Here is a 20,850-nt window from a genome sequence, read left to right as displayed (position 1 = left end):
GGTTCCGCCCGAGGGGTCAGCGCTCCGCGGACGGCTCACCGGCCGGGCTCGCACCGGGACTGTCCGTACCGGCAGCCGCCGCAGCGCTGACGTCCGCCGCTCCGGCCGTGCTGCCCGCAGCGTCACCGCCGCCGTCACCGTCCTCGGCCGCGTCCGGCTTCGGGCTGATGCCCAGCGCCACCACGACCAGGGCCGCCGCCATCATCACGATGCCGACCAGCCACAGCCCGGCCTTCTGGCTGCCGGTGATGTCGGTGAGCCAGCCGGTGAGGAACGGTGCGCCGAAGCCCGCGAGGTTGCCCAGCGAGTTGATCAGCGCGATGCCGCCGGCCGCGCTCGCGCCGACCAGGAACGCGCTCGGCAGTGACCAGAACACCGGCAGTGCCCCGCAGATGCCGATCGCCGTGAGCGTGACCGCGACCATCACCGCGAACGGCGAGTCGAGGTAGAGGGCCACCGGGATGGACAGCGCAGCCAGCCCTGTCGGCAGCGCCACGTGCCAGACGCGCTCGCCCGTACGGTCCGAGTGGCGTCCCCACAGGGCCATCGCCACCGTGCCCACCAGGTACGGCACCGCGACGATCAGGCCGGTCTCGGTCAGCGAGAACTTGGTGTCGAACGTCTCCGAGAACCCGGCCACGATCTGCGGCAGGAAGAAGCTGAGCGCGTACAGGCCGTAGACCACGCCGAAGTACACGAACGACAACGCCAGGATCCGCGGGTTGGTCAGCGACTTGCGCAGCGGCCAGTGGAAGCGCTTCTCCGTGTCCGCCTTCTCCCGCTCCATCTCCCGGGTCAGCCAGCCGCGCTCCTCGTCCGTCAGCCAACCGGCCTTCTCCGGTCGGTCGGTGAGGTAGAACCAGGTGACGAAGGCGAGCAGCACCGCGGGAACTCCCTCCATCAGGAACATCACCCGCCAGCCGTCCAGCCCGAACAGGCCGTCGCCGTACTCCATGATCGAGGCGGAGAGCGGTGCGCCGAACGCCGACGACAGCGGGATCGCCGCCAGGAACAGGGCAGTGAAGCGGGCCCGTTCCCGGCGCGGGAACCAGTACGTGAGGAAGAGGATCATCCCCGGGAAGAAGCCCGCCTCGGCGATGCCGAGCAGCACCCGCATCGCGTACAGGGCCCCGGCGTTCGGCACGAACGCCATGCCGGCGGCGACGATCCCCCAGGTGAGCATGATCCGCGCGATCCAGCGGCGCGCCCCGAACTTGTGCAGCGCGAGATTGCTGGGCACCTCGAAGAACAGGTAGCCGATGAAGAACAGCCCCGACGCCAGCCCGTATGCGGTGGCGGTGAGGCCGAGGTCGTCGCTCATCCGCAGCTCGGCGAACCCGATGTTGGTCCGGTCGAGGTAGTTCACGAAGTACAGCAGCATCATGAACGGGATCAGGCGACGGGCGACCTTGGCGACGACGCGTCGCCCCAGTTCCTCGTCTCCGGCCGGCCGGCCGGACGCGATGGCTGACATGTTCCTCCTCCGTCGAGGTCGGTGGGTGGTGTGCGGACCGGGTCAGCCTGGTGACCGGTCGGGTATCGCCTTGCCGGGGTTGAGAATCCCGTGCGGGTCGAGGGCGTTCTTGACGGCGTGGTGCATCTCGACGACGGGGGCGCTGAGCTCACGTCCGAGCCCGGCCCGCTTCAGCAGTCCGATGCCGTGCTCGCCGGTCACGGTGCCGCCGAGGTCGAGGGCGTCGGCAATGATCATTTCGAATGCCGCCTGCGCCCGGATGCGGGCTTCGGCGTCCCCGGGCGCAGTGATGAGCAGCGGGTGAAGGTTGCCGTCGCCGGCGTGCGCGATGTTCGCGATCAGGGTGTCGTGCGCGGCGCCGGCCCGTTCGATCCGCAGGAGCATCTCGGGCACCTTCGCCGCCGGCACGCAGACGTCCTCGGTCAGCACCGGGCCGAGCCGTTCGAGCGCCGGATAGGCCAGGCGGCGGGCGGCGAACAGCGCGTCGGCCTCCTGCTGGTCCGACGACTGCGCCGCCCACGTCGCGCCGCCCTGTTCGAAGCACTCCAGCATCCGCGCGGCCTCGTCGTCGCCCGCCGCCCCGGGGGCGTCGGTCCGGCCCAGCAGGACGGCGTTCGCCTCGACGGACAGCCCCATCCGCTTCCATGCGTCCACCGCCTCCAGGCAGTGCCGGTCCACCAGTTCCAGGGCGGAGGGAACGATCCCGGCCGCGGCGACCAGGCTCACCGCCCGCCCCGCGTCGACAACGCTGTCGAAGTAGCCCGCGACGGTCCGCTCGGGCGGGCGCTGCGGGCGCAGCCGCAGGGTGATCTCGGTGATGACGCCCAGCGTCCCCTCGGAGCCGACCATCAGCGAGCACAGGTCGTACCCGGCGACGCCCTTCGCCGTCCGCCGGCCCAGCCGCACGACGTCGCCGAGCCCGTTGACCACCTCCAGGCCGAGGACGTAGTCGCCGGTCACGCCGTACTTCACGCAGCACACGCCACCCGCGTTGGTGGCCACGTTGCCGCCGATCGTCGACCACGGCGCGCTCGCCGGATCCGGCGGGTACCAGAGGCCGTGCTCGGCACAGGCCGCGCGCAGATCGTCGTTGACGACTCCGGGCCGGACGACCGCCAGCCGCTCGGCCGGGTCGATCTCCACGATCTCCCGCATGCCGTCCAGTGCGAGGACGACGCAGCCCGCGGTGGCGTTCGCGCCGCCCGACAGGCCGGTCCCGGCTCCGCGGGGCACCAGGGGCACCCGGTGCTCCAGACAGAACCGGACGACGGCCTGCACCTCCGCGGTGCTACGGGGCCGGACCACGGCCAGTGGCGGCTCGTACGGCGCCCACTCCGCCTCGTCGTGTACGTAGCCCTGCACGGCGGCCGGATCGGTCACCACCCGCCCCTCGGGCAGCGCCGCCGAAAGCTGTTGCGCCGGCAAGACCGCTCCTTCCGTTCGTTTTCCGGGTCCTCTGTTCCCGTGCTCCCACCTGCGAACAGCGACGCTAGCTGCCATGACGGCGCGTGCCTACGGGTGTGTAGGGCATCGGTCAGTTTTTCCTGCTGGGGTCAGCAGACGGCTGCACAGGGTCACTTCAGCGCGCCTCGGCTCGCGGCGTTTGCAGCGGCTACGCCTGCACGGAGTCGCTCGGCGGGGGTCGCCAGGCGGACGCGGGCCGGGTCGGCGTCCCATTCCCGGCCGCCGCGAAGCGGGCGCAGCTGAAGCAACCCGCCCTCACAGTCCATGAGTTGACCGATCCGCCCCTGCATCTCGTCCACGACGACGGCGCCGACCGTGGGCTCGGGGACGGGCCCCGGCCCGGGCGCAGCGTTCACCGGGGCGCCCCCTTGCGGAGTGCCGTGGCGAGTGCGCGGGTGGTGTCGAGGTTGCAGCGGCCCAGGTCGACGAGCGGACGGGGTTCGAGGAGGCTCGTGCACGACACCAGGTCGATCGACAGGGACGGCAGGGTGACGCGTGCGGCGGTCAGGGCCTCTCGCAGCTCGATGACGGCTTCGGTCGCGGAGCTGATGGCTTCGGTGACGGCGTCTTCGGATGGCGGCAACGGCATGGAGGCGGGGCCTTTCGGGGCGCGGCGTGGTCAGTTGTGACGGTTCGTCACGAACTCACACACAGCCTGACCCCGTGCGGCTACGTTGGGTAGGGGAGTCGACCCAGCAAGCACGCTGTCGGGGGAGCCGGACATGACTCAGCCCAAACACGTGGACCCGTACACCTCGCCCAAGGCCTTCTACGGCGCTGAGCTGCGCCGGTTGCGCGAGGCCGCCGGGCTGTCGCAGGAGCAGCTCGGGGAGCGGGTGTTCTGCTCGGGCACGTACGTCGGCCAGTTCGAATCGGCGACCAGACGGCCGCAGCCGGACGTGTCCCGGCTGTTCGACGAAGTCCTGGGCTGTGGTGAGCACTTCCGGCGACTGTGCGAGCTGGCCCGCCAGTCCCAGCACGCCGAGTACTTCGCGGACGCCGCCGAGCTGGAGAAACTGGCCCGGACCATCAGCGAGTACGCGCCCATGCTGGTGCCGGGTTTTCTGCAGACCGAGGCGTACGCACGTGCGCTGACCCGTGCCACGCTGCCCCTGGCGGCCGACGAGGACGTGGAGGGGCATGTCCGGACCCGTATGCAGCGAGCCCAACTTCTCACTCTCCCAACAGCGCCCAAGTTGTGGGAGATCATTCACGAGGCGGCACTGCGGGTGCCGGTGGGCGGTCCCAAGGTGATGCACGAGCAGCTGCTCGCCCTCGCCGAGGGGATTCGGTCCCGGCGCTTCCTGGTCCAAGTGCATCCCTATTCGGCGGGGGCGCACACCTTCATGACGGGCATGGTTTCGCTCATGACCTTCGAGGATGCTCCGCCTGTCGCCTATGTCGAAGGCGCTCACATCGGTCAACTCATCGACGAGTCGGCGGTGGTGGAGCGCTACAGGGCATCATACGATCTCGCCAGGGCTGCCGCGCTGGCTCCAGAGGCCTCCCTGACCCTCATCGAATCGGTGGCGAAGGACTACGTGACGTGATCACAGCACATGAGCTGCGAACCGCCTTCTGGCGCAAGTCGTCGTACAGCAACGGTGAAGGCGGCAACTGCATCGAGGTCGCGGACGGCTTTCCGGGCGTTGTGCCGGTCCGTGACAGCAAGGACCCCGACGGCCCGGCGCTCGCCTTCCCCGCCGACAGCTGGGCGTCCTTCGTCACCGCTGTCCGACGTGGTGCGCTGACAGTGTTCTGAGCCGCTGGCGGCCGCCTGTTGCAACCGGAGGCGCTCCCGGCCCGATCGAACCGGTGGCGAAGGAACTGCATGGCAGGCTCGATCCCTTCAGGACCGAGAAGCCGATCCAGCTTCACTGGCGCCTGTGCGCCAGATCTGGACCAGGCAGAATTGATCTGCGCCATTCAGTTCTTCGTCGTGCCCCGGTGGCATGGGCAAGGGATCTCGGTGTCCCGCCAGCGGAGAGGTGAAAGGCCCGCCGGCGCGATTGAACGTCCACTGCCATCGCATCCGATGCAAGCCGACGGCGGGCAGGATCAAGGGGATCCCTTTCTGCCCCCCGTCGATGGTTTCCAGCGCGAGATCGCCGCCGGGGATCTCCACCTCCACATCCTCCGCACCAGACCACTGGGCATCGCTTTCCGGAGGGGCGGTCGACCAACTCTCCAACCGCACCAATACCCGGATCACTTGGGGTGGCACCTGCAGATAGACCATGCCAGGGGCGGTAAGGAGCCAGTTCGTGCGATCTGCATGCGGTGCATACGTATCGACACTCGCATCAACCAGACCGAAGATGCGATAACTCGGAGAAATCAGGGTCTCGAATACGTCCAGCAACCTGCTCAAGGACACCTCGCGCAGCGTGTGTTGAGTGACAATCGCCCTCATGCTCTCGGATGGGCAAAGCCTTGGTGTCCTTCGTCCCGGCCGTCGACTCCGTGAGAGCTCACCACTCCGAGCAGCTCACGGAGCCGAAGCCCGGGACGTACCCCTACCGGCGGCCGGTCCGCGCAGTTCAGTGGTCGGCAGTGCCGAACCACACGGGCAGCCGGTCGAGCAGATCCTCCTGGTCGTCACCGACCCACGCCACGTGCCCGTCCGGCCGCAGCAGCACCGCGGGCACGTCCAGTTCCTCGCTCATGTCCACGACGTGGTCGACGCGGTCCGCCCAGCCCTCCACCGAGAGCCGCCCGGTCCCGTCCAGCAACAGCCCGCGGCCGGAGTGCATCAACGCGTAGAGGCGGCCCTGCTTCAGCCCGATGTCGCGCATCCGCCGGCCCAGCAGTTCATGCCCCTCGCCGAAGTCGTAGCGGACGGCCATCGCGGTGATCTTCTCGATCAGGTACCGGTTCACCTCCTCGAAGTCCATCAGTTCCGACATCAGCCGGCGCACCGCCTGGGGGCCCGGCTCGGTGGACATCAGCTCCATCTGGGCACGGGTGTTGTTCAGGACGTCGGCCGCCACCGGGTGCCGTTCGGTCTGGTAGCTGTCCAGCAGCCCCTCCGGTGCCCAGCCGTTCACCTCGGCGGCCAGTTTCCAGCCGAGGTTGAACGCGTCCTGGACGCCGAGGTTGAGGCCCTGCCCGCCGGTCGGCGGGTGGATGTGCGCCGCGTCTCCGGCCAGCAGCACCCGGCCGACGCGGTAGCGTTCGGCCAGCCGGGTGGCGTCGCCGAAGCGGGACAGCCAGCGCGGTGAGTGCACGCCGAAGTCGGTGCCGGCCAGCGCCCGCAGCTGTCGCTTGAAATCCTCGAGGGTCGGCGGGACCGTGCGGTCCCCGGCCACCCCCTCCGCGGGTACGACCACGCGGTACACCCCGTTCTCGTCGAAAGGTCCGAGGCCGAACCGCACCTGGGTCTTGCGGACTTCCGCCACCACGGAGGCCACCGTCTCCGGATCCGCGGCCACCTCCATCTCGCCCAGCAGCGTCTCGACCCTGGCGGGCTCGCCGGGGAAGCCGATGCCGAGCAGCTTGCGCACGGTGCTGCGTCCGCCGTCGCAGCCGACGAGCCAGCGCGCGCGCACCTGCGTCCCTCTCCCGCCGGCTACGCCCTCGTGGGCGGGGGTGCCCCCATTGGCCAGCTCGACGGTCACCCCCTGGTCGTCCTGGCTCAGCCCGACCAGCTCGCAGCCGCGCCGGACCTCGGCGCCGAGCTCGGTGGCGCGCTCGGCCAGCAGGCGATCGGTGATGGTCTGCGGGATCCCGAGGACATAGGGATGCGCGGTGTCCAGCCGGTCGGGCGAGGGCTTGGGGATGGCGGCGAAGAAACCGCCGAGGGGGTGCTGCCGACCCTGCGCGAGGAACCGCTCCAGCAGACCACGCTGGTCCATCACCTCGATGCTGCGCACGTGCAGGCCGAGGGAGCGGACATACGGCGCGGGCTCCGTCTCCTTCTCCAGCACGAGCACATGCACGCCGTGCAGCCGCAACTCGGCGGCCAGCATCATGCCGGTCGGTCCGCCGCCGGCCACGATCACGTCGATCATCGGGTCCCCCCATGTGCGCAGATTCCTGGTACAGCCGGTGATTGTGCAGCACAACGGGGGTCTTGCCGCAAGGCCCCCCATGCGCTATACGTTGAGAGTGGCAAGGAGCGGCAGTTCTCCTTGCCTTTCGTTTTGCCGCCCCTCGATCGACGCGGGTAGTCGCACAGCAACGGGGCGAAGAGCTGTGCCGAGGCCGCGGGGCCACCCGATGCGGTTCCCCCTGCGTGACGGCAAGGTTCCGATGGCCTGGGCTCGCCCTCCCGCCGCCGGCTGGGGCCTCCGATCTCCTCACCCCGAGGCACAAGCCGGCGACTGTGTCCTCGCGGTCCGACAGCGACGGAACGGGGAGACCTTTCGTGGGTACGGGTGCGTACCCGTATGCTGTGCGGTGACTGGAAGGGGGCCCGCGTGGCCGATGCCAATATCCGGATTCCCGCCGAGGCACGTGACCGGCTCGCTGACATAGCAGCCGCAGAGGGAATGTCCTTGCGCGCTTATCTTGCTCGACTTGCCGATACGCTCCTGACTCCAGCCGAGCGGGCCGCCCGCGCTGAGCGGGCCCGCAAGTCCCTACGCGAATGGAACGGCTACAACCCGACCGACGCCGATGCTGCGAACCTCGACGCCGAGCTGGACAGACGACTTCGCGAGGCGGTTGACCGGTGAACGATGTCCTGCACATCGTCTTCGACGGTGCGGCCATGGTCGCCGCCGGCCAGGGCAACATCCTGGCCTCCCGCTTGATCCACCGCGCCCACGCGGAGCCCGGCTGGTTCCTCTACGCTCCGGCCTGTGCTCTCGTCGAGGCGGACCGCGCTCGCCCCGGCACAGCGGAGCACGTCGCTGCCCTGCCAGGTGTCATCGTCCTCGACATGGACCTTCCCACGGCCTTGGCGGTGGCGCGGGAGGACACCTGGGCCCCGGCTCACACGGAACACGCAGCCCAGCCGACTCCCGAGCGCCCCGACGGAGCGGTTGTTGCGACGGCCGTCCCGCAGGAGTGGAAGGGCAAGGCGGTCCGCGTCCTCGACCTGAGCCCTTGACCGTTCGGACGCTTCTCGTGGCCGCATGAGCAGAGGCCGATGGTGAACGGGCCGTCCGCGTCGGCTATCTGCGAGATCAGCGTCTGACCCTGGAGATGAAGTGCTCCGGTCTCGACGCCATCGAGTCGGCCCGCCGCTCGGTCGGGCCGTCCAACCTGTCCCTGCTGGGCCTGGTGCGTCATATGGCGGGCGTGGAACAGAACTGGTTCCGGCGCGTGATGGCGGGGGAGAACATCTCGCGGCACTACCGCACCGACGACGACCCCGACGGCGACTTCGACGGCGCTCTGCCCGACCCCGACGTGGTGGCCGATGCGTGGGCGACCCGGCGGGCCGAAGTCGCCTTCGCGGAACGGTTCGTGGGCGATGCACCCGATCTCGACGTCACGGGCCTCGACGGTGCGGACCCGATCCAACTCCGTGAGGTGCTGGTGCACATGATCGAGGAGTACGCCCGGCACAACGGCCACGCCGACTTCCTGCGCGACCGGATCGACGGACGGGTCGGACAGTAGCCGCCCCGAACGGCGCACGGCCCCCCACAGGCTGCTGCCCGGCCGGTGGGGGACGGCCGGGCAGCGGGCGGGAAGCGGTGCTACGGGCGGATGCGCAGCACCTGGGGGTCGTGGTCGCTCGCCTGGTCGGCGAACTCCGCGTTGATGTGGACGACGTCGTAGTCCGCGCGGCTCAGCGAGCGGCTGGTGAGCATGTGGTCCAGCACCTGCGAGTTGCCGTTGTAGACGTAGCCGTACTGCTCGCCGCGCGGCAGCCGGGACACCAGGTCGGTGAGGACACCGCCGTCGGTGAGCCGGTCCAGGGCGGGGGAGAAGGCGTAGTCGTTGAGGTCGCCCGCGACGACGACGCGCGCCTTCGGATCGAGATCCAGGAGCGACTTCATCCAGGTGTTGACGATGGCCGCCTGGGCGATGCGCTGGGTCTCGGAGCTGCGCGTCGGCGGCTGGAAGCGGCTGTCGAGGCCCTGATCCCCGCCCTTGCTGTTGAAGTGGTTGGCGACGACGTACACCGGCTCGCCGCGGAAGGTGAACCGGGCCGCGAGGGGCTTGCGGCTGTCCTCCCAGGCCGGGTTCTGCGGGTCGATCCGGCCGGGGTTGGCAGACAGCGTCACCGCGCCGTCCCGCTTCACCGGGGTCACGGGCGTCGTCGCGTCACCGCCCGCGACGTCCTCGAACGACACGCGCTCCGGGTTGTAGAGGAAGGCCACGCGGATGTTGCCGCCGGGCTGGCCGCCGTCCCGGTCGTCCTCGGGATCGATCTGCCGCCAGGCGTACGACGGTCCGCCGGCGGCCGAGATCGCGTCGGTGAGCTTCTTCAGCGTGGCGTCCGCCGAGACCACGGCGTCGTTGGTGGAGCCGTTGTCGTCCTGGACCTCCTCCAGGGCGATGATGTCCGGCGAGGCCAGGTGCGTCACGACGGCCTCGGAGAGCCGGGCGAACTTGGCGGCGGAGTCCTTCGGCGACAGGTTCTCCACGTTGTAGGTGGCGATGGAGAGTTCGTCCGCGGACTGACGGCGGGTGGTCTCCCGCTCCAGCCCGTTGTGCTCGTGCTCGCCGAGTTCCGTGGCCTGGAGGGTGTAGCCGCCGAACCGGTCGTAGTCGAGCGGCCCGGCGGTGGCGCCGGTCAGCCGGTCGCCCACGTTGACCTCGGGGAAGGGCCGCTCGGCGAACGGGATGAGGGAGACGACCTTGACCCGGCCGCCGTTCTGGTCCCCGTAGGATCGGTAGAGCGTGCCGCCGCGGGAGGTGCGGTTCTCGTGCGGTTCGGCCGTCACCCACAGCTCGTTGTACTTCGTGGTCGCGCCGACGACGTTCGCGTCCTGCAGCCGGGTCCGCATGCCCTCCAGCGACTCGTAGCGGTCGAGCGCGTACGAGCCCGGGCGCAGCGCCAGCCGCTCGATGTTGCGGTCACCGCCGGTCTCGGGGGCGTAACGGCCGGGAATCGTCGAGGGCTTGAGCGGGAACGCAGCCGGCAGCGGGTTGCCGGAGGAGACGACGCTCCAGGTGGCCTTGGTGAGTTCGGTGACGGACTGGCCTCCGGCGGCCGAACCGCCCGGGTAGTACTCGGAGACCGTGCCGGAGACCAGGACACTGTCGCCGGGCTTCACGTCCGGTGTCCTGGACCCGTTGAAGACGAAGATGCCCTCGCTCGTTGCCGGGTCTCCGTCCGGAGCCGTGTCCTGGACCCAGAAACCGCGGGCCGAGCCGAAGGCGCGGAGGGCCGTGACGGTTCCGGGGATCTCGGTCACCTGATGACCGGCCAGCGGCGATATCCGGGTGTCGCCCTGGATGTCGTGGATCCGGAGCTCCGCGGCGCCGGCCGTTCCGGGCGCGGCGAGCAGTCCGGCCGCGATCGCGGCTGCTGCGGCGGCCCCGACGGCTGCCGGTCTGCGGTGGGAGTGTGCGGGCATGGGGTCTCCGAAGGTGAAGGGAAACGGAGCAAGACGTCTACGCGCGTCAATCTCGTGTGTGCGTACGGTAGTTGTCAAGAGACCGGCGAAGTGCGGGGTATGTCGGGGCTGCGGACCGGCGGCATGCGGTCATATCCGTCTACGCTTGGGCACCGTCCGGTCCCGCAGCTTCGAGGAGACCCCCCTGATGTCCGGAGAACGCACCACCATGCCGCCGGTGCGGCTGCCCTCCGAGGCGGAGCTCGCCCGGGAGGCCCTCGCGGCTCCGCTCTACTCCCGGGCCGTCCGGCTCGCCCGCTGGTCCGGGCCCCGGATCCCCGTCGGCGTGACCGGGACGCTCCTGGAGAAGCAGCTGAACGAGGCCGTCGCCCACCTCGGGCTCGCGGACGACGACACGGGCCCGGCGGATGCCGACGACGCCTGGCGGTTCGCCGTGGACACCGGTCTCGTCGAACTGGTCGAAGCCGACGCCGAGGACGTCCCGGGCGGCGAGGCCGGCCCGGTCGGCGAGGACGGAACCCCCGTACCGGTCCCCGCCTACGCCGAACCCGGCCAGGACGCGGAAGACCTGCTCACCTCCGGCTCCCCCCACGACGTCCTCGAGATCTGGCTGGACGGGCTCGAGGGCGTTCTCGCGGACGCCTGCGCGCCCGATCTCGAGGATCTGCTGGACGGCATCGCCGAGGGGGGCGAACCCGACCTCGACGAGCTCGACTGGGACGCCGACGAGGAGGCGGCCTTCCTCGACGGCGTCCTCGGCAACCTCTACCTGCTCACCGCGCTCGAGGACGAGGCGGGTGAACGGGCCGTGCCGCTCCCGGCCCTCGCCGCATCCGTGATCGTCCCCGACGACATGGACGAGCCCACCGACGACGTCCTCGAGGAGGTGTCGACGGCCATGATGCGCCTGGACGACCAGTTCCGGCTGCTCGCGCCCATCGGTTTCGTCGAGTACCGACCCATGGACGAGGCGCTGGTCGAGGAGATCGGCGACGACCGGGACGGGGCGGACGCAGCCGCGCTCGGCGACGAGGAGGACATCACCCGCTACGGCATGGTGCGGCTCACGCCCCTCGGCGTCTACGGGATGCGCTCGCGGATGCTCGACGCCGGCGTGGAGGCCCCGGCGGTGGGGGACCTGAGCGACAAGGGCGCCGACGTCCTCCTCGACCGGCTGCCCCACTACCCGGAGTCCGCCGCGCGCGCCGAGGTGGAGCTGTGGGTGGCCCGGCGCGACGCAGCCTCGGCCGCCCGCGAACTGCTCGCCGCCGGACGCGGTGACGACGAGAGCGCACCCCTGCGCCGGCTGGGCTGCCAGCAGGCTCTCTCCCTGGTCGGCCGGGAAGCCGAGCCGGCCCTGCGCGAGGTGCTCGACGACCCCCACCTCGGCGGGCTCGCCCGGGTGTGGCTGACCGAGAACGGCGCGGCCGACGTCCCCGAGCCCCCGCAGGACATGGTCTTCTGGCTGACCGTGGACACCATCGCCGCACAGCTGACCGCGCAGAGCGACTCCGCCGAACTGCGGGAGCTCGTCCAGGGACTGGTGAGCGGACACAGCGGCTTCTTCGACACCGTCTGGCGGGTCGACCACCCGGCGACGGCCGACGTGCTGGAGGCGATGGGCCGGCTCCACCCGGACCGTGCGGTCGCGAAGGAGGCCCGCAAGGCCGCTTTCAAGGCGCGCTCCCGACACGGGGGATGAGGCCGTCGGCCGCCCGGCGCCGGTGAGGATTGGCGACGGGTCCGCCCGGATGACGTGTCGTGTTCAACCGCTGTTCCCCCTCGGGGGACAGCGTGGCCGCAGAACACAAGGACAGACTCGGCCATCCGGGAGATGACCATGCCGCTCAGCCGCAGAGAGTTCGCGAAGCGCTCCGCCTACACCGGCGCCGGCGTTGCCCTGGCGGGCAGCGTCGGGGTGCTTGCCACCGCACCGGGCGCCATCGGCGTCCCGAGCGACTCCGACCGGGAGGAGCCGGCCCGCGACGCCTCCGGGCTCGGTTACGGCCCGCTCGTCGACGATCCCGAGGGCGTCCTCGCCCTGCCCGCCGGCTTCTCCTACCGCGTGATCACGCGGACCGGCGTCACCAAGCTCGAATCCGGTGAGCCGACGCCGGCCAAGCACGACGGCACGTCCACCTTCGAGGGCCCCCGGGGCGTGACGCTGCTCGTCAACAACCACGAGATCAAGGGCCCGCGGGCCGACGTCGAGCACCCGGTGCCGCTCACCGACGGGCTCGTCTACGATCCTGCCGCCGCCGGCGGCTGCACGGTCGTCGAGGTGGACGGCGCCCACGTCGCCGAGTGGGTCGGCATCGCGGGCACGTCGACCAACTGCGCAGGCGGGCGCACTGCCTGGGGCACCTGGCTGACCTGCGAGGAGAACGCCGACAAGGCCGGCCAGAACGGCATGACCAAGGACCACGGCTACGCCTTCGAGGTCGACCCGCAGGACCGCCGTGCCAACCGCGACCCGAAGCCCGTCAAGGCGCTCGGCCGGTTCGAGCACGAGGCCGTCGTCATCGACCCCAAGCGCGGCCACGCCTACCTCACCGAGGACTCCTCCGGCCCCAACGGGCTGCTCTACCGCTGGACTCCGCCGGAGGGCTACACCCACGGACGCGGGAAGTTCCGCACCCTGGCCGACGACGCCGGCGTGCTCGCCGCGGCCGTGTGCACCGACTCCGGCGGCCGCTTCGTCGACGACCTGTCGCGGGCCACCGAGGTCGGCACCGTCTACGGGGTGGACTGGGCCGAGGTGCCGGACCGGGACGCCCGGTCCACGCCGATCCGCAAGCAGTTCGGCGACCACGAGATCACCCGCGCCCGCAAGCTCGAGGGCATGTGGTGGGCCGACGGCGGCGCGTACTTCGTCTCGTCGTTCGCCCGTGAGGAGAGCCCCGTCGCGCACGACGGCCAGGTGTGGTTCTACGACCCGCGCCGCCGGACCCTCACGCTGAAGGTGCGTTTCGGCGTCAACCCGGACCCGTCGAAGGACGGCGCCTTCGACGGCCCGGACAACATCACCGTCTCCCCGTACGGTGGGCTCGTCATCGCCGAGGACGGCGATGGCATCCAGCACCTGTTCGGTGCCACCGAGAGCGGACGCACCTACCCCATCGCCCGCAACGAGATCAACATCGGCAGCGAATCCGAGCCGGTGTACAGCGAGTTCACCGGTGTCGTCTTCTCGCCCGACGGCAAGACCCTCTACGCCAACATCCAGGACCCCGGACTGATGCTGGCCATCAGCGGGCCCTGGAAGCGCCAGCCCCGCTGAGCAGCCGCCCGCGGTCCGTACCGGCCCTCCGTGCCGGTACGGACCGACGGCGTTGCTCCGGAGATGTCGAGGCCCTCAGAGGGCCTGGCCGCCCGGCTTGACCATGCCGCGCACGGTCCGCGAGTCCACGTACTCGCCCATCGCCGTCATCTCCCATTCGCCGGAGAACTGGCGGATGAGCTTGCACATCATGACGCCGGTACGGGGCTCGGCACCGGTCAGATCGAACCGGACCAGCTCCTCTCCCGATCCGGCGTCCAGCAGGCGGCAGTAGGCCTTGGCGACTTCGGTGAACTTCTGGCCCGAGAACGAGTTCACGGTGAACACCAGGCCGGTGACCTGCTGCGGCAGATCGCGCAGATGCACCGTGATGACCTCGTCGTCCCCGCCGCCCTCACCGGTGAGATTGTCCCCGGAGTGCTGGATGACGCCGCCCAGGATGGCGAGCTTGCCGAAGTAGCACGCGTCGATCTTCTTGCGGTCCGGGCCGTAGGCGATGACCGAGGCGTCCAGGTCGATGTCCTTGCCCCGGTACGCCGGCTCCCAGCCGAGCCCCATCCGCACCGACGCCATGAACGGGGCGCCGCCCTTCACCAGCGACACCGTCTGGTTCTTCTGCAGACTGACGCGGCCCTTGTCGAGGTTGATCTTGCCCGCGCCCGCGCCCGGGGCGGGCGCAGGTGCCGGTGCGACGGCGGGCGCCGGGGGAGCGGCTGCGGGCTGCGGGGGAGCCGTCGGGGCCGGTGCGGCGGCCGGCTCCTCCACGCTGACGCCGAAGTCGGTGGCGATGCCCGCGAGCCCGTCGGCGTAGCCCTGGCCGACAGCGCGCACCTTCCACGCCCCGCCGCGCCGGTACACCTCCACGACGACCAGCGCCGTCTCCGTGCCGAGCTGCGGCGGGGTGAACGTGGCGATGACGCTGCCGTCCCCGGCGCTGCGGACCGTCGCGGTCGGCTCGGTCCCGGCGAAGGTGGTCCCCGGTGCGCCGAGGCTGGCGGTCACCACGATTTTCTCGATGCCGTCCGGAATCGCGGCGGTGTCCACTGTCACGGAATCCGGCCCCGCGCCGCCGCCCGCCCGGTGCGTCACACCGGGACCGTCGGGCTGGTTGTAGAAGACGAAGTCGTCGTCGGAGCGCACCTTGCCGTCGGCGGCGAGCAGCAGGCCCGACACATCGAGCGGCACCGGCGCGCTGACGTCCACCGTCACGTTCGGAACGGGCAGCGGCAGGTTCGAGCCAGGGGTCATTGCGGTCATGCCCGGGGTAACGAACGACCCCGGTTCGCGGTTCCACGCCCCACGCCGGACGGCGCCGCCGGGCCGCCGCCGCCCCGCACACGGCCGCCGCCGTGGTGTGCCGAACCCCGTCGGGGAGGCATCGGTGCAGGTGGTGAGCAGTCTTGACCCTCTCGTCGCGGGCCACTTAGGGTCCGCAAGGGGGTCATCACCGGGGACGCCGACCCGCTTTGAGCGTCCGACGTCCCCGCGCGGCAGCAGGGAAGGATGCGCGGTGACAGCAGCGGTCTGGAGTATCGACCCCCGAACCGGTAAGCAGCGCGAGCACGTTGCCGACGAGGCCACGGCCGAAGAGGTCGACGACACCGTCCGCGCGGCCCACGCAGCCAGGGAGGCGCTCGCGGACCGGCCGGCCCGTGCCGCCCTGCTGCGCACGGCAGCGGACCTCCTCGAGGCGTCCCGGGAGTACGTGATCGAGGCGGCCGACGCCGAGACCGCGCTCGGACCCGGCCGGCTCAACGGCGAACTGGCGCGCACCTGCCACCAGTTGCGGGCCTTCGCCGGAATCGTCGACGAAGGCGCCTTCCTCGACGTGATGATCGACCACGCCGACCCGGGCGCGCAGCCCGTCCCGCGGCCCGACCTGCGCCGATACAAGGTGCCCCTCGGCGTCGTCGCCGTCTACGCCGCCGGCAACTTCCCGCTCGCCTTCTCCGTGCCGGGCGGCGACACCGCCAGCGCACTGGCCGCCGGCTGTCCCGTGGTCGTCAAGGCGCACCCGGATCATCCCGCAACGTCCGAACTGTGCGCATCCGTACTGCGCCGGGCGGCTGCCGCCTGCGGGCTGCCCGAGGCGGTGGTCGGACTCGTCCACGGCTTCCGCGCCGGAGTCGACCTCGTGGAGCACCCGCTGGTCGCCGCGGCCGGGTTCACCGGATCCGTGCGCGGCGGACGAGCCCTGTTCGACGCGGCGGCGGCCCGGCCCGTCCCCATCCCCTTCCACGGTGAACTGGGCAGTCTCAATCCCGTCGTCGTCACCCGCGCCGCCGCTGCGGAGCGGGGCGGCACCATCGGCGCCGGGCTCGCCGGGTCGGTCACGCTCGGAGCCGGCCAGTTCTGCGTGAAGCCCGGCCTCGTGCTGGCCCCTTCGGGCGAGGACGGCGACCGTCTCGTCGGCGCGCTGACCGATGAGCTCAGCGACAGCACCGAGAGCGTCATGCTGGACTCGCGCATGCGCGAGGCGTTCGTGGCGGGCGTCCGCGACCGTTTGCAGCTGCCCGGCGTGGAGAGCCCGGTGACCCCCGGGCAGAGCGGGGAGACCGCGGTCAGCGCGGGCTTCCTCTCCGTCCGGGCCGCGCGGCTGGCCGACACCGGCCACGACCTGCTGTTCGAGGAGTGCTTCGGCCCGGTCACCGTGGTGGCGCGCTACGAGGACGACGACGAGATCGCCGCGGTGCTGGCCCGGCTGCCGGGCAACCTCACGGCGACCCTGCACGTCGCCGAGGAGGAGGACAGCGGGGCGGGGTCCCGGCTCCTCGCCCGGCTCACTCCCCTCGCGGGCCGGGTGGTCGTCAACGGCTGGCCGACCGGCGTGGCCGTCGCCCCGGCGCAGCACCACGGAGGCCCCTACCCGGCGGCCACGTCCACCTCGACGTCCGTGGGCAGCACGGCGATCGAGCGCTGGCAACGGCCCGTCGCCTTCCAGAACACCCCGGCCGCCCTGCTGCCGCCGGAGCTCCGCGAGGACAACCCACTCGGACTGCCCCGGCGCGTCGACGGCCGTCCGGAACGCTGAACCGGCCGGCCGCCGGAACGTCGGCATCATCCCCGGTCGGGACGTTCGCGGGAACGCGGGCCGGACCATGCGCCATGGACGGACGGGGCTGCGGGACGCATATTGGCCGTTATGGAAAACAGTCCGGGGGGCGCGCGTTTCGCGCCGAAGACCGTCTATCTCAACACCGCCACCGCCGGCCTGCTGCCGGAACGGGCGGCCGCCGCGCTCCGGGGGGCCGTCGAGGACTGCGTCGCCGGGCGTCCGGTGCCCGGCGCCGGCTTCGAGTCCGCGGGAGTCGCCCGTGCGGCCTTCGCCCGGCTGGTAGGGGTGCCGGCCGGGCGGGTGGCCGTGGCCGGGGCCGTCGCCGTCCACGTCGGCCTGATGGCCTCCGCCCTGCCCAGCGGGGCCGAGGTCGTCGTCGCCGACGGCGACTTCAGCTCCCTCGTCAACCCGTTCGCCGTCCGCGGCGACCTGAAACTGCGCAGCGTGCCGCTGGAGGACGTGGCGGACGCCGTCCGGCCGGGCACCGCGCTCGTCGCTGTCAGCAGCGTCCAGTCCGCGGACGGGCGCATCGCCGACCTGGACGCGATCCGTGCCGCCGCCGAGGCCCACGGGGCTCGCACGCTCGTGGACGCGACCCAGTCCGCCGGCTGGCTGCCGTTGCGGGCCGGCGACTTCGACTACACGGTGTGCGGCGCGTACAAGTGGCTGCTCTGCCCGCGCGGGACCTCGTTCCTCGTCGTGCCCGGCGAGGACGACGGCCTGCGGCCGATCTTCGCGGGCATGGCCGCCGCGGAGGAACCCTGGAGCAGCACCTACGGGGTCGTCGAGCCCCTCGCCCGGTCCGCGCGCCGCTACGACGAGAGCCCGGCCATGCTGCCCTACCTCGCCGCCCAGCACTCCCTCGCCGTCGTCGAGGAGGTGACCCCCGAGGTCATCGGACCCCACAACCGGGCGCTCGCCGACCGGTTCCGGGACGGTCTCACTCGGCTGGGCCACCGGCCGGTGCCGGCGCCCGGATCCGCCATCGTGTCCGTCCCCGGCCTCGGGCATGCCGAGGAGGCGCTGGTCAAGGCGGGAGCGCAGTTGTCCGTGCGGGCCGGGAACCTGCGGGCCGCCTTCCACCTGTACAACACCCGCTCCGACGTGGACCGGGTGCTGGACGTCCTGGAGGGCTTCCCTCCGCAGCGCTGACACCGGGCACCCCGGGCGGCGAGCGAACGACGCGGAACGCACGAAGCCCCGCCCGGCTGCACGAGGCAGCTCGGGCGGGGCTCTTGTGACGAGCGGGTCCCAGGTCCCGCCCGGCGGTCCGACCACCGGGCGGAACATCGGATCCGCCCGCCGTGGCACGGCCGGGAGATCTCCGGCAGAGACCACCCGGCCGGAGCCGGTCGCTTCGGAGTGCGGTCACTTCACCGGGGTGAAGTCCCGCGCGCCGATGAACTCCGGCCGGCGCATCGGTGCCGCGAACGGCTCCACGGCCTCGTTCTCGACGCTGTTGAAGACGATGAAGACGTTGCTGCGCGGGAACGGCGTGATGTTGTCGCCGGAACCGTGCAGGCAGTTGCAGTCGAACCAGGTCGCCGAACCCGCCTTGCCGGTGAACAGCTTGATGCCGTGCCGGCCGGCGAAGTCCGTGAGCGCCTCGTCCGAGGGCGTGCCCGCATCCTGCATCTGCAGCGACTTCTTGTAGTTGTCCTTCGGGGTGGCCCCCGCGCACCCGAGGAACGTCCTGTGGGAACCCGGCATGATCATCAGGCCGCCGTTGGTGTCGTGGTTCTCGGTCAGCGCGATCGAGACGGACACGGTCCGCATGTTCGGCAGACCGTCCTCGGCGTGCCAGGTCTCGAAGTCCGAGTGCCAGTAGAAGCCGCTGGCACCGAACCCGGGCTTGACGTTGATCCGGCTCTGGTGGACGTAGACGTCGGACCCGAGGATCTGCCGGGCGCGGCCGACGACCCGGGGGTCACGGACCAGATCGGCGAACACCTCGCTGATCTTGTGGACCTCGAACACGGTCCGCACGTCCTGGCTCTTCGGCTCCACGATCGAGCGCTCGTCGGCGCGGATCAGGGGGTCGGAGGTCAGGCGGTCCAGCTCGGCGCGGTACTTCGCCACCTCGTCCGGGGTGATGAGCTGGTCGATGGCGAGGAAGCCGTCGCGGTCGTAGCCGCGGATGTCCTCCTGGCTCATCGGACCGGGAGCCCCCGGCTCGGACCAGACGACCGGATCCTGACGGGGGGTCATCACCTCCGTGGCTCCGCGCGTCGGATAGAGATCGGCCGTTCGCTCGGGTGCGGTGGTCATGGCGCTGCTCCTTTTCTCCTCTCGTGTACGTGCCTGCTCTCACGTTCCTGCCCCGTCAGGAACGTTTCAGCCGTCCTCGGGCTCGGTCAGCAGGGGGTACACGCCGTTCTCGTCGTGGTCCTCACGGCCGGTGACCGGAGGATTGAAGACGCAAACGCAGCGGAAATCAGTCTTCGGCCGCATGGTGTGGCGCTCGTGCCCGTCCAGGAGGTACATCGTCCCGGGGGTGATCCAGTGCTTCTCACCGGTCTCGTCGTTGGTGAGCTCGGCCTCACCCTCCACGCAGAGCACGGCCTCGATGTGGTTGGCGTACCACATCGACGTCACGGTGCCGGCGTACAGCACGGTCTCGTGGAGGGAGAAACCGACGCGCTCCTTGGCGAGCACGATGCGCTTGCTCTCCCAGGTGCCCGACGCCGACTTGACGTGGCGGTCGGTGTCCTCGATGTCCTTGAAGGAACGAACGATCACGGTGGTTGTCTGCCTTTCTGTTGCGGATGCGGTGGGCGGGACGTCCGGCCGTCGGCCTCAGACGGTGTCGCGCACCGCGCGGGCGAGGATGCGCAGGCCCTCGTCCAGCTCTTCGGGGGAGACGGTCAGCGGCGGGAGAAGCTTCACGACCTCGCTCTGCGGACCGGAGGTCTCGATCAGCAGGCCCAGGTCGAAGGCACGACGGGCGATCTTGTTCGCGCGCTCCTTGTCGGTGAACTCCATGCCCCAGGCGAGGCCACGGCCGCGGTAGGTGCCGCCGAGCCGCGGGTGCTCCTCGACTATGGCGCGCAGAGCCTGCTCGACCTGCTCGCCGCGCGCGAGGGTCTGCTTCTCCATCTGGCCGTCGGCCCAGTAGGTGTCCATCGTGGCGGTCGCGGTGACGAACGCCGGGTTGTTGCCGCGGAAGGTGCCGTTGTGCTCGCCCGGCTCCCACACGTCCAGCTCCGGCTTGAAGAGCGTCAGCGACATGGGCATGCCGTAGCCGCTGATGGACTTGGAGAGGGTGACGATGTCCGGCGTGATCCCGGCCTCCTCGAAGGAGAAGAACGGACCGGTACGGCCGCAGCCCATCTGGATGTCGTCGACGATGAGCAGCATGTCGCGCCGCTCGCACAGGTCGGCCAGGGCGCGCAGCCACTCGGCGCGGGCCACGTTGATGCCGCCCTCGCCCTGGATCGTCTCGACGATCACCGCGGCGGGCTGGTTCAGGCCGGAGCCCTGGTCCTCGAGCAGCCGCTCGAACCACAGGAAGTCCTGGACGGTGCCGTCGAAGTAGTTGTCGAACGGCATCGGGGTGCCGTGGACCAGCGGGATACCGGCGCCGGCCCGCTTCATCGAGTTACCGGTGACGGCGAGCGAGCCGAGCGACATGCCGTGGAAGGCGTTGGTGAAGCTGACGATGGCCTCGCGACCCTTGACCTTGCGGGCCAGCTTCAGCGCGGCCTCGACCGCGTTGGTGCCCGTCGGGCCCGGGAACATGACCTTGTAGGGCAGGTCGCGCGGGCGCAGGATCGTGTTCTGGAAGGACTCCAGGAAGGCGCGCTTGGCGGTCGTGCCCATGTCGAGGCCGTGGGTGACGCCGTCGCGCTCGATGTAGTCCAGCAGGGCGCGTTTGAGAACCGGGTTGTTGTGGCCGTAGTTCAGCGCACCGGCACCGGCGAAGAAGTCGAGGTACGTGTGACCGTCCTCGTCGTACATGTAGCTGCCCTGGGCTCGGTCGAACACGGCCGGCCAGCTGCGGCAGTAGCTGCGCACCTCGGACTCGAGGGTCTCGAAGACGCTGAGGGCGGGCGGGGTGATGGTCACGACAGGCTCCTGGGATGTGGGAGGCGGGGTTCGG

19 protein-coding genes and 1 pseudogene are annotated in these 20,850 nt (G+C 70.9%); 9 read left to right on the top strand and 11 right to left on the bottom strand.

Going from position 1 to position 20,850, the window contains the following annotated elements:
- Window positions 1-16: 16 nt before the first annotated feature.
- The 4 genes from M1E25_RS09375 to M1E25_RS09360 form a co-directional block, all read right to left on the bottom strand.
- Complete coding sequence (locus M1E25_RS09375; protein WP_251412520.1) at window positions 17-1,474, bottom strand: MFS transporter; 1,458 nt, start codon at window positions 1,472-1,474, stop codon at window positions 17-19.
- Between the two features lie 42 nt (window positions 1,475-1,516).
- Window positions 1,517-2,899 carry an FAD-binding oxidoreductase gene (locus M1E25_RS09370; protein WP_251412518.1) on the bottom strand — a complete coding sequence of 461 codons (1,383 nt, stop codon included), beginning with the start codon at window positions 2,897-2,899 and terminating at the stop codon, window positions 1,517-1,519.
- A gap of 149 nt (window positions 2,900-3,048) precedes the next feature.
- The gene (locus M1E25_RS09365) at window positions 3,049-3,228 is read right to left on the bottom strand and encodes a hypothetical protein (RefSeq protein ID WP_251412658.1); all 180 of its coding nucleotides are present in this window, start codon (window positions 3,226-3,228) and stop codon (window positions 3,049-3,051) included.
- 62 nt (window positions 3,229-3,290) lie between these two features.
- The gene (locus tag M1E25_RS09360; RefSeq protein WP_251412509.1) at window positions 3,291-3,527 is read right to left on the bottom strand and encodes a hypothetical protein; all 237 of its coding nucleotides are present in this window, start codon (window positions 3,525-3,527) and stop codon (window positions 3,291-3,293) included.
- A gap of 133 nt (window positions 3,528-3,660) precedes the next feature.
- On the opposite strand from M1E25_RS09360, the gene M1E25_RS09355 reads away from it, so the two are divergent.
- Together M1E25_RS09355 and M1E25_RS09350 are read left to right on the top strand one after the other, a co-directional pair.
- On the top strand, window positions 3,661-4,488 hold the full coding sequence (locus M1E25_RS09355; protein ID WP_251412507.1) for a helix-turn-helix domain-containing protein: 828 nt from the start codon (window positions 3,661-3,663) through the stop codon (window positions 4,486-4,488).
- Entirely contained in the window at window positions 4,485-4,700 is a 216-nt protein-coding gene (locus M1E25_RS09350) for a DUF397 domain-containing protein (protein ID WP_251412504.1), read from the top strand. Before M1E25_RS09355 ends, M1E25_RS09350 begins: the two co-directional genes overlap by 4 nt.
- An 87-nt stretch (window positions 4,701-4,787) precedes the next feature.
- Here M1E25_RS09350 and M1E25_RS09345 read toward each other — a convergent pair whose 3' ends face one another.
- Entirely contained in the window at window positions 4,788-5,309 is a 522-nt protein-coding gene (locus M1E25_RS09345; protein ID WP_251412501.1) for a hypothetical protein, read from the bottom strand.
- A gap of 169 nt (window positions 5,310-5,478) precedes the next feature.
- Complete coding sequence (rox, locus tag M1E25_RS09340) at window positions 5,479-6,948, bottom strand: rifampin monooxygenase (protein WP_251412499.1); 1,470 nt, start codon at window positions 6,946-6,948, stop codon at window positions 5,479-5,481.
- A gap of 408 nt (window positions 6,949-7,356) precedes the next feature.
- Between rox and M1E25_RS09335 the strand changes: the two genes are divergently transcribed.
- The 3 genes and pseudogenes from M1E25_RS09335 to M1E25_RS09325 form a co-directional block, all read left to right on the top strand.
- Window positions 7,357-7,614 carry a hypothetical protein gene (locus M1E25_RS09335; protein ID WP_251412497.1) on the top strand — a complete coding sequence of 86 codons (258 nt, stop codon included), beginning with the start codon at window positions 7,357-7,359 and terminating at the stop codon, window positions 7,612-7,614.
- Window positions 7,611-7,991 (top strand): PIN domain-containing protein, encoded by a 381-nt coding sequence (locus M1E25_RS09330; protein WP_251412495.1) that lies wholly within the window; start codon window positions 7,611-7,613, stop codon window positions 7,989-7,991. The genes M1E25_RS09335 and M1E25_RS09330 overlap by 4 nt, the downstream gene beginning before the upstream one ends.
- A 44-nt stretch (window positions 7,992-8,035) precedes the next feature.
- Window positions 8,036-8,506, top strand: a pseudogene (locus M1E25_RS09325) (DinB family protein); the annotation flags it as partial.
- A gap of 80 nt (window positions 8,507-8,586) precedes the next feature.
- Here M1E25_RS09325 and M1E25_RS09320 read toward each other — a convergent pair.
- Window positions 8,587-10,416: a DUF8508 domain-containing protein gene (locus M1E25_RS09320; protein WP_251412491.1), complete on the bottom strand. Its 1,830-nt coding sequence runs from the start codon at window positions 10,414-10,416 to the stop codon at window positions 8,587-8,589.
- 187 nt (window positions 10,417-10,603) lie between these two features.
- On the opposite strand from M1E25_RS09320, the gene M1E25_RS09315 reads away from it, so the two are divergent.
- Window positions 10,604-12,118, top strand: a complete 1,515-nt coding sequence (locus tag M1E25_RS09315) for a hypothetical protein (RefSeq protein WP_251412485.1) — start codon at window positions 10,604-10,606, stop codon at window positions 12,116-12,118.
- 138 nt (window positions 12,119-12,256) lie between these two features.
- Window positions 12,257-13,696, top strand: coding sequence for an alkaline phosphatase PhoX (locus M1E25_RS09310; RefSeq protein ID WP_251412656.1), 1,440 nt, complete (start codon window positions 12,257-12,259; stop codon window positions 13,694-13,696).
- A gap of 75 nt (window positions 13,697-13,771) precedes the next feature.
- Here M1E25_RS09310 and M1E25_RS09305 read toward each other — a convergent pair whose 3' ends face one another.
- Entirely contained in the window at window positions 13,772-14,944 is a 1,173-nt protein-coding gene (locus tag M1E25_RS09305; RefSeq protein WP_251412654.1) for a TerD family protein, read from the bottom strand.
- Window positions 14,945-15,206: 262 nt separating this feature from the next.
- Between M1E25_RS09305 and M1E25_RS09300 the strand changes: the two genes are divergently transcribed.
- Both M1E25_RS09300 and M1E25_RS09295 read left to right on the top strand, forming a co-directional pair.
- Entirely contained in the window at window positions 15,207-16,727 is a 1,521-nt protein-coding gene (locus M1E25_RS09300; RefSeq protein WP_251412483.1) for an aldehyde dehydrogenase (NADP(+)), read from the top strand.
- A 111-nt stretch (window positions 16,728-16,838) separates the two neighbouring features.
- A complete protein-coding gene (locus M1E25_RS09295) occupies window positions 16,839-17,903 on the top strand; it encodes an aminotransferase class V-fold PLP-dependent enzyme (protein WP_251412481.1) in 1,065 nt (354 codons plus the stop codon).
- Window positions 17,904-18,119: 216 nt separating this feature from the next.
- Here M1E25_RS09295 and thpD read toward each other — a convergent pair whose 3' ends face one another.
- The 3 genes from thpD to ectB form a co-directional block, all read right to left on the bottom strand.
- A complete protein-coding gene (thpD, locus tag M1E25_RS09290) occupies window positions 18,120-19,019 on the bottom strand; it encodes an ectoine hydroxylase (protein ID WP_251412479.1) in 900 nt (299 codons plus the stop codon).
- Window positions 19,020-19,085: 66 nt separating this feature from the next.
- Window positions 19,086-19,490 carry an ectoine synthase gene (locus tag M1E25_RS09285; protein ID WP_251412478.1) on the bottom strand — a complete coding sequence of 135 codons (405 nt, stop codon included), beginning with the start codon at window positions 19,488-19,490 and terminating at the stop codon, window positions 19,086-19,088.
- A 57-nt stretch (window positions 19,491-19,547) separates the two neighbouring features.
- Complete coding sequence (gene ectB, locus M1E25_RS09280) at window positions 19,548-20,816, bottom strand: diaminobutyrate--2-oxoglutarate transaminase (RefSeq protein ID WP_251412476.1); 1,269 nt, start codon at window positions 20,814-20,816, stop codon at window positions 19,548-19,550.
- Between the last annotated feature and the right edge of the window lie 34 nt (window positions 20,817-20,850).

The organism is Streptomyces meridianus (assembly GCF_023703325.1).
GTDB lineage: Bacteria > Actinomycetota > Actinomycetes > Streptomycetales > Streptomycetaceae > Streptomyces > Streptomyces meridianus.
Note: the sequence above shows the minus strand (reverse complement) of the source record. Positions and strands in the feature narration are given on the sequence as shown.

Excerpts from the sequence above, each read along its gene's own strand:
- rox (WP_251412499.1), bottom strand. The coding sequence starts at position 6,948 with ATGATCGACGTGATCGTGGCCGGCGGCGGACCGACCGGCATGATGCTG.
- M1E25_RS09360 (WP_251412509.1), bottom strand. The coding sequence starts at position 3,527 with ATGCCGTTGCCGCCATCCGAAGACGCCGTCACCGAAGCCATCAGCTCC.
- M1E25_RS09310 (WP_251412656.1), top strand. The coding sequence starts at position 12,257 with ATGCCGCTCAGCCGCAGAGAGTTCGCGAAGCGCTCCGCCTACACCGGC.
- M1E25_RS09355 (WP_251412507.1), top strand. The coding sequence starts at position 3,661 with ATGACTCAGCCCAAACACGTGGACCCGTACACCTCGCCCAAGGCCTTC.
- M1E25_RS09295 (WP_251412481.1), top strand. The coding sequence starts at position 16,839 with ATGGAAAACAGTCCGGGGGGCGCGCGTTTCGCGCCGAAGACCGTCTAT.
- thpD (WP_251412479.1), bottom strand. The coding sequence starts at position 19,019 with ATGACCACCGCACCCGAGCGAACGGCCGATCTCTATCCGACGCGCGGA.
- M1E25_RS09305 (WP_251412654.1), bottom strand. The coding sequence starts at position 14,944 with ATGACCCCTGGCTCGAACCTGCCGCTGCCCGTTCCGAACGTGACGGTG.
- M1E25_RS09365 (WP_251412658.1), bottom strand. The coding sequence starts at position 3,228 with ATGCAGGGGCGGATCGGTCAACTCATGGACTGTGAGGGCGGGTTGCTT.
- M1E25_RS09375 (WP_251412520.1), bottom strand. The coding sequence starts at position 1,474 with ATGTCAGCCATCGCGTCCGGCCGGCCGGCCGGAGACGAGGAACTGGGG.
- M1E25_RS09320 (WP_251412491.1), bottom strand. The coding sequence starts at position 10,416 with ATGCCCGCACACTCCCACCGCAGACCGGCAGCCGTCGGGGCCGCCGCA.
- M1E25_RS09315 (WP_251412485.1), top strand. The coding sequence starts at position 10,604 with ATGTCCGGAGAACGCACCACCATGCCGCCGGTGCGGCTGCCCTCCGAG.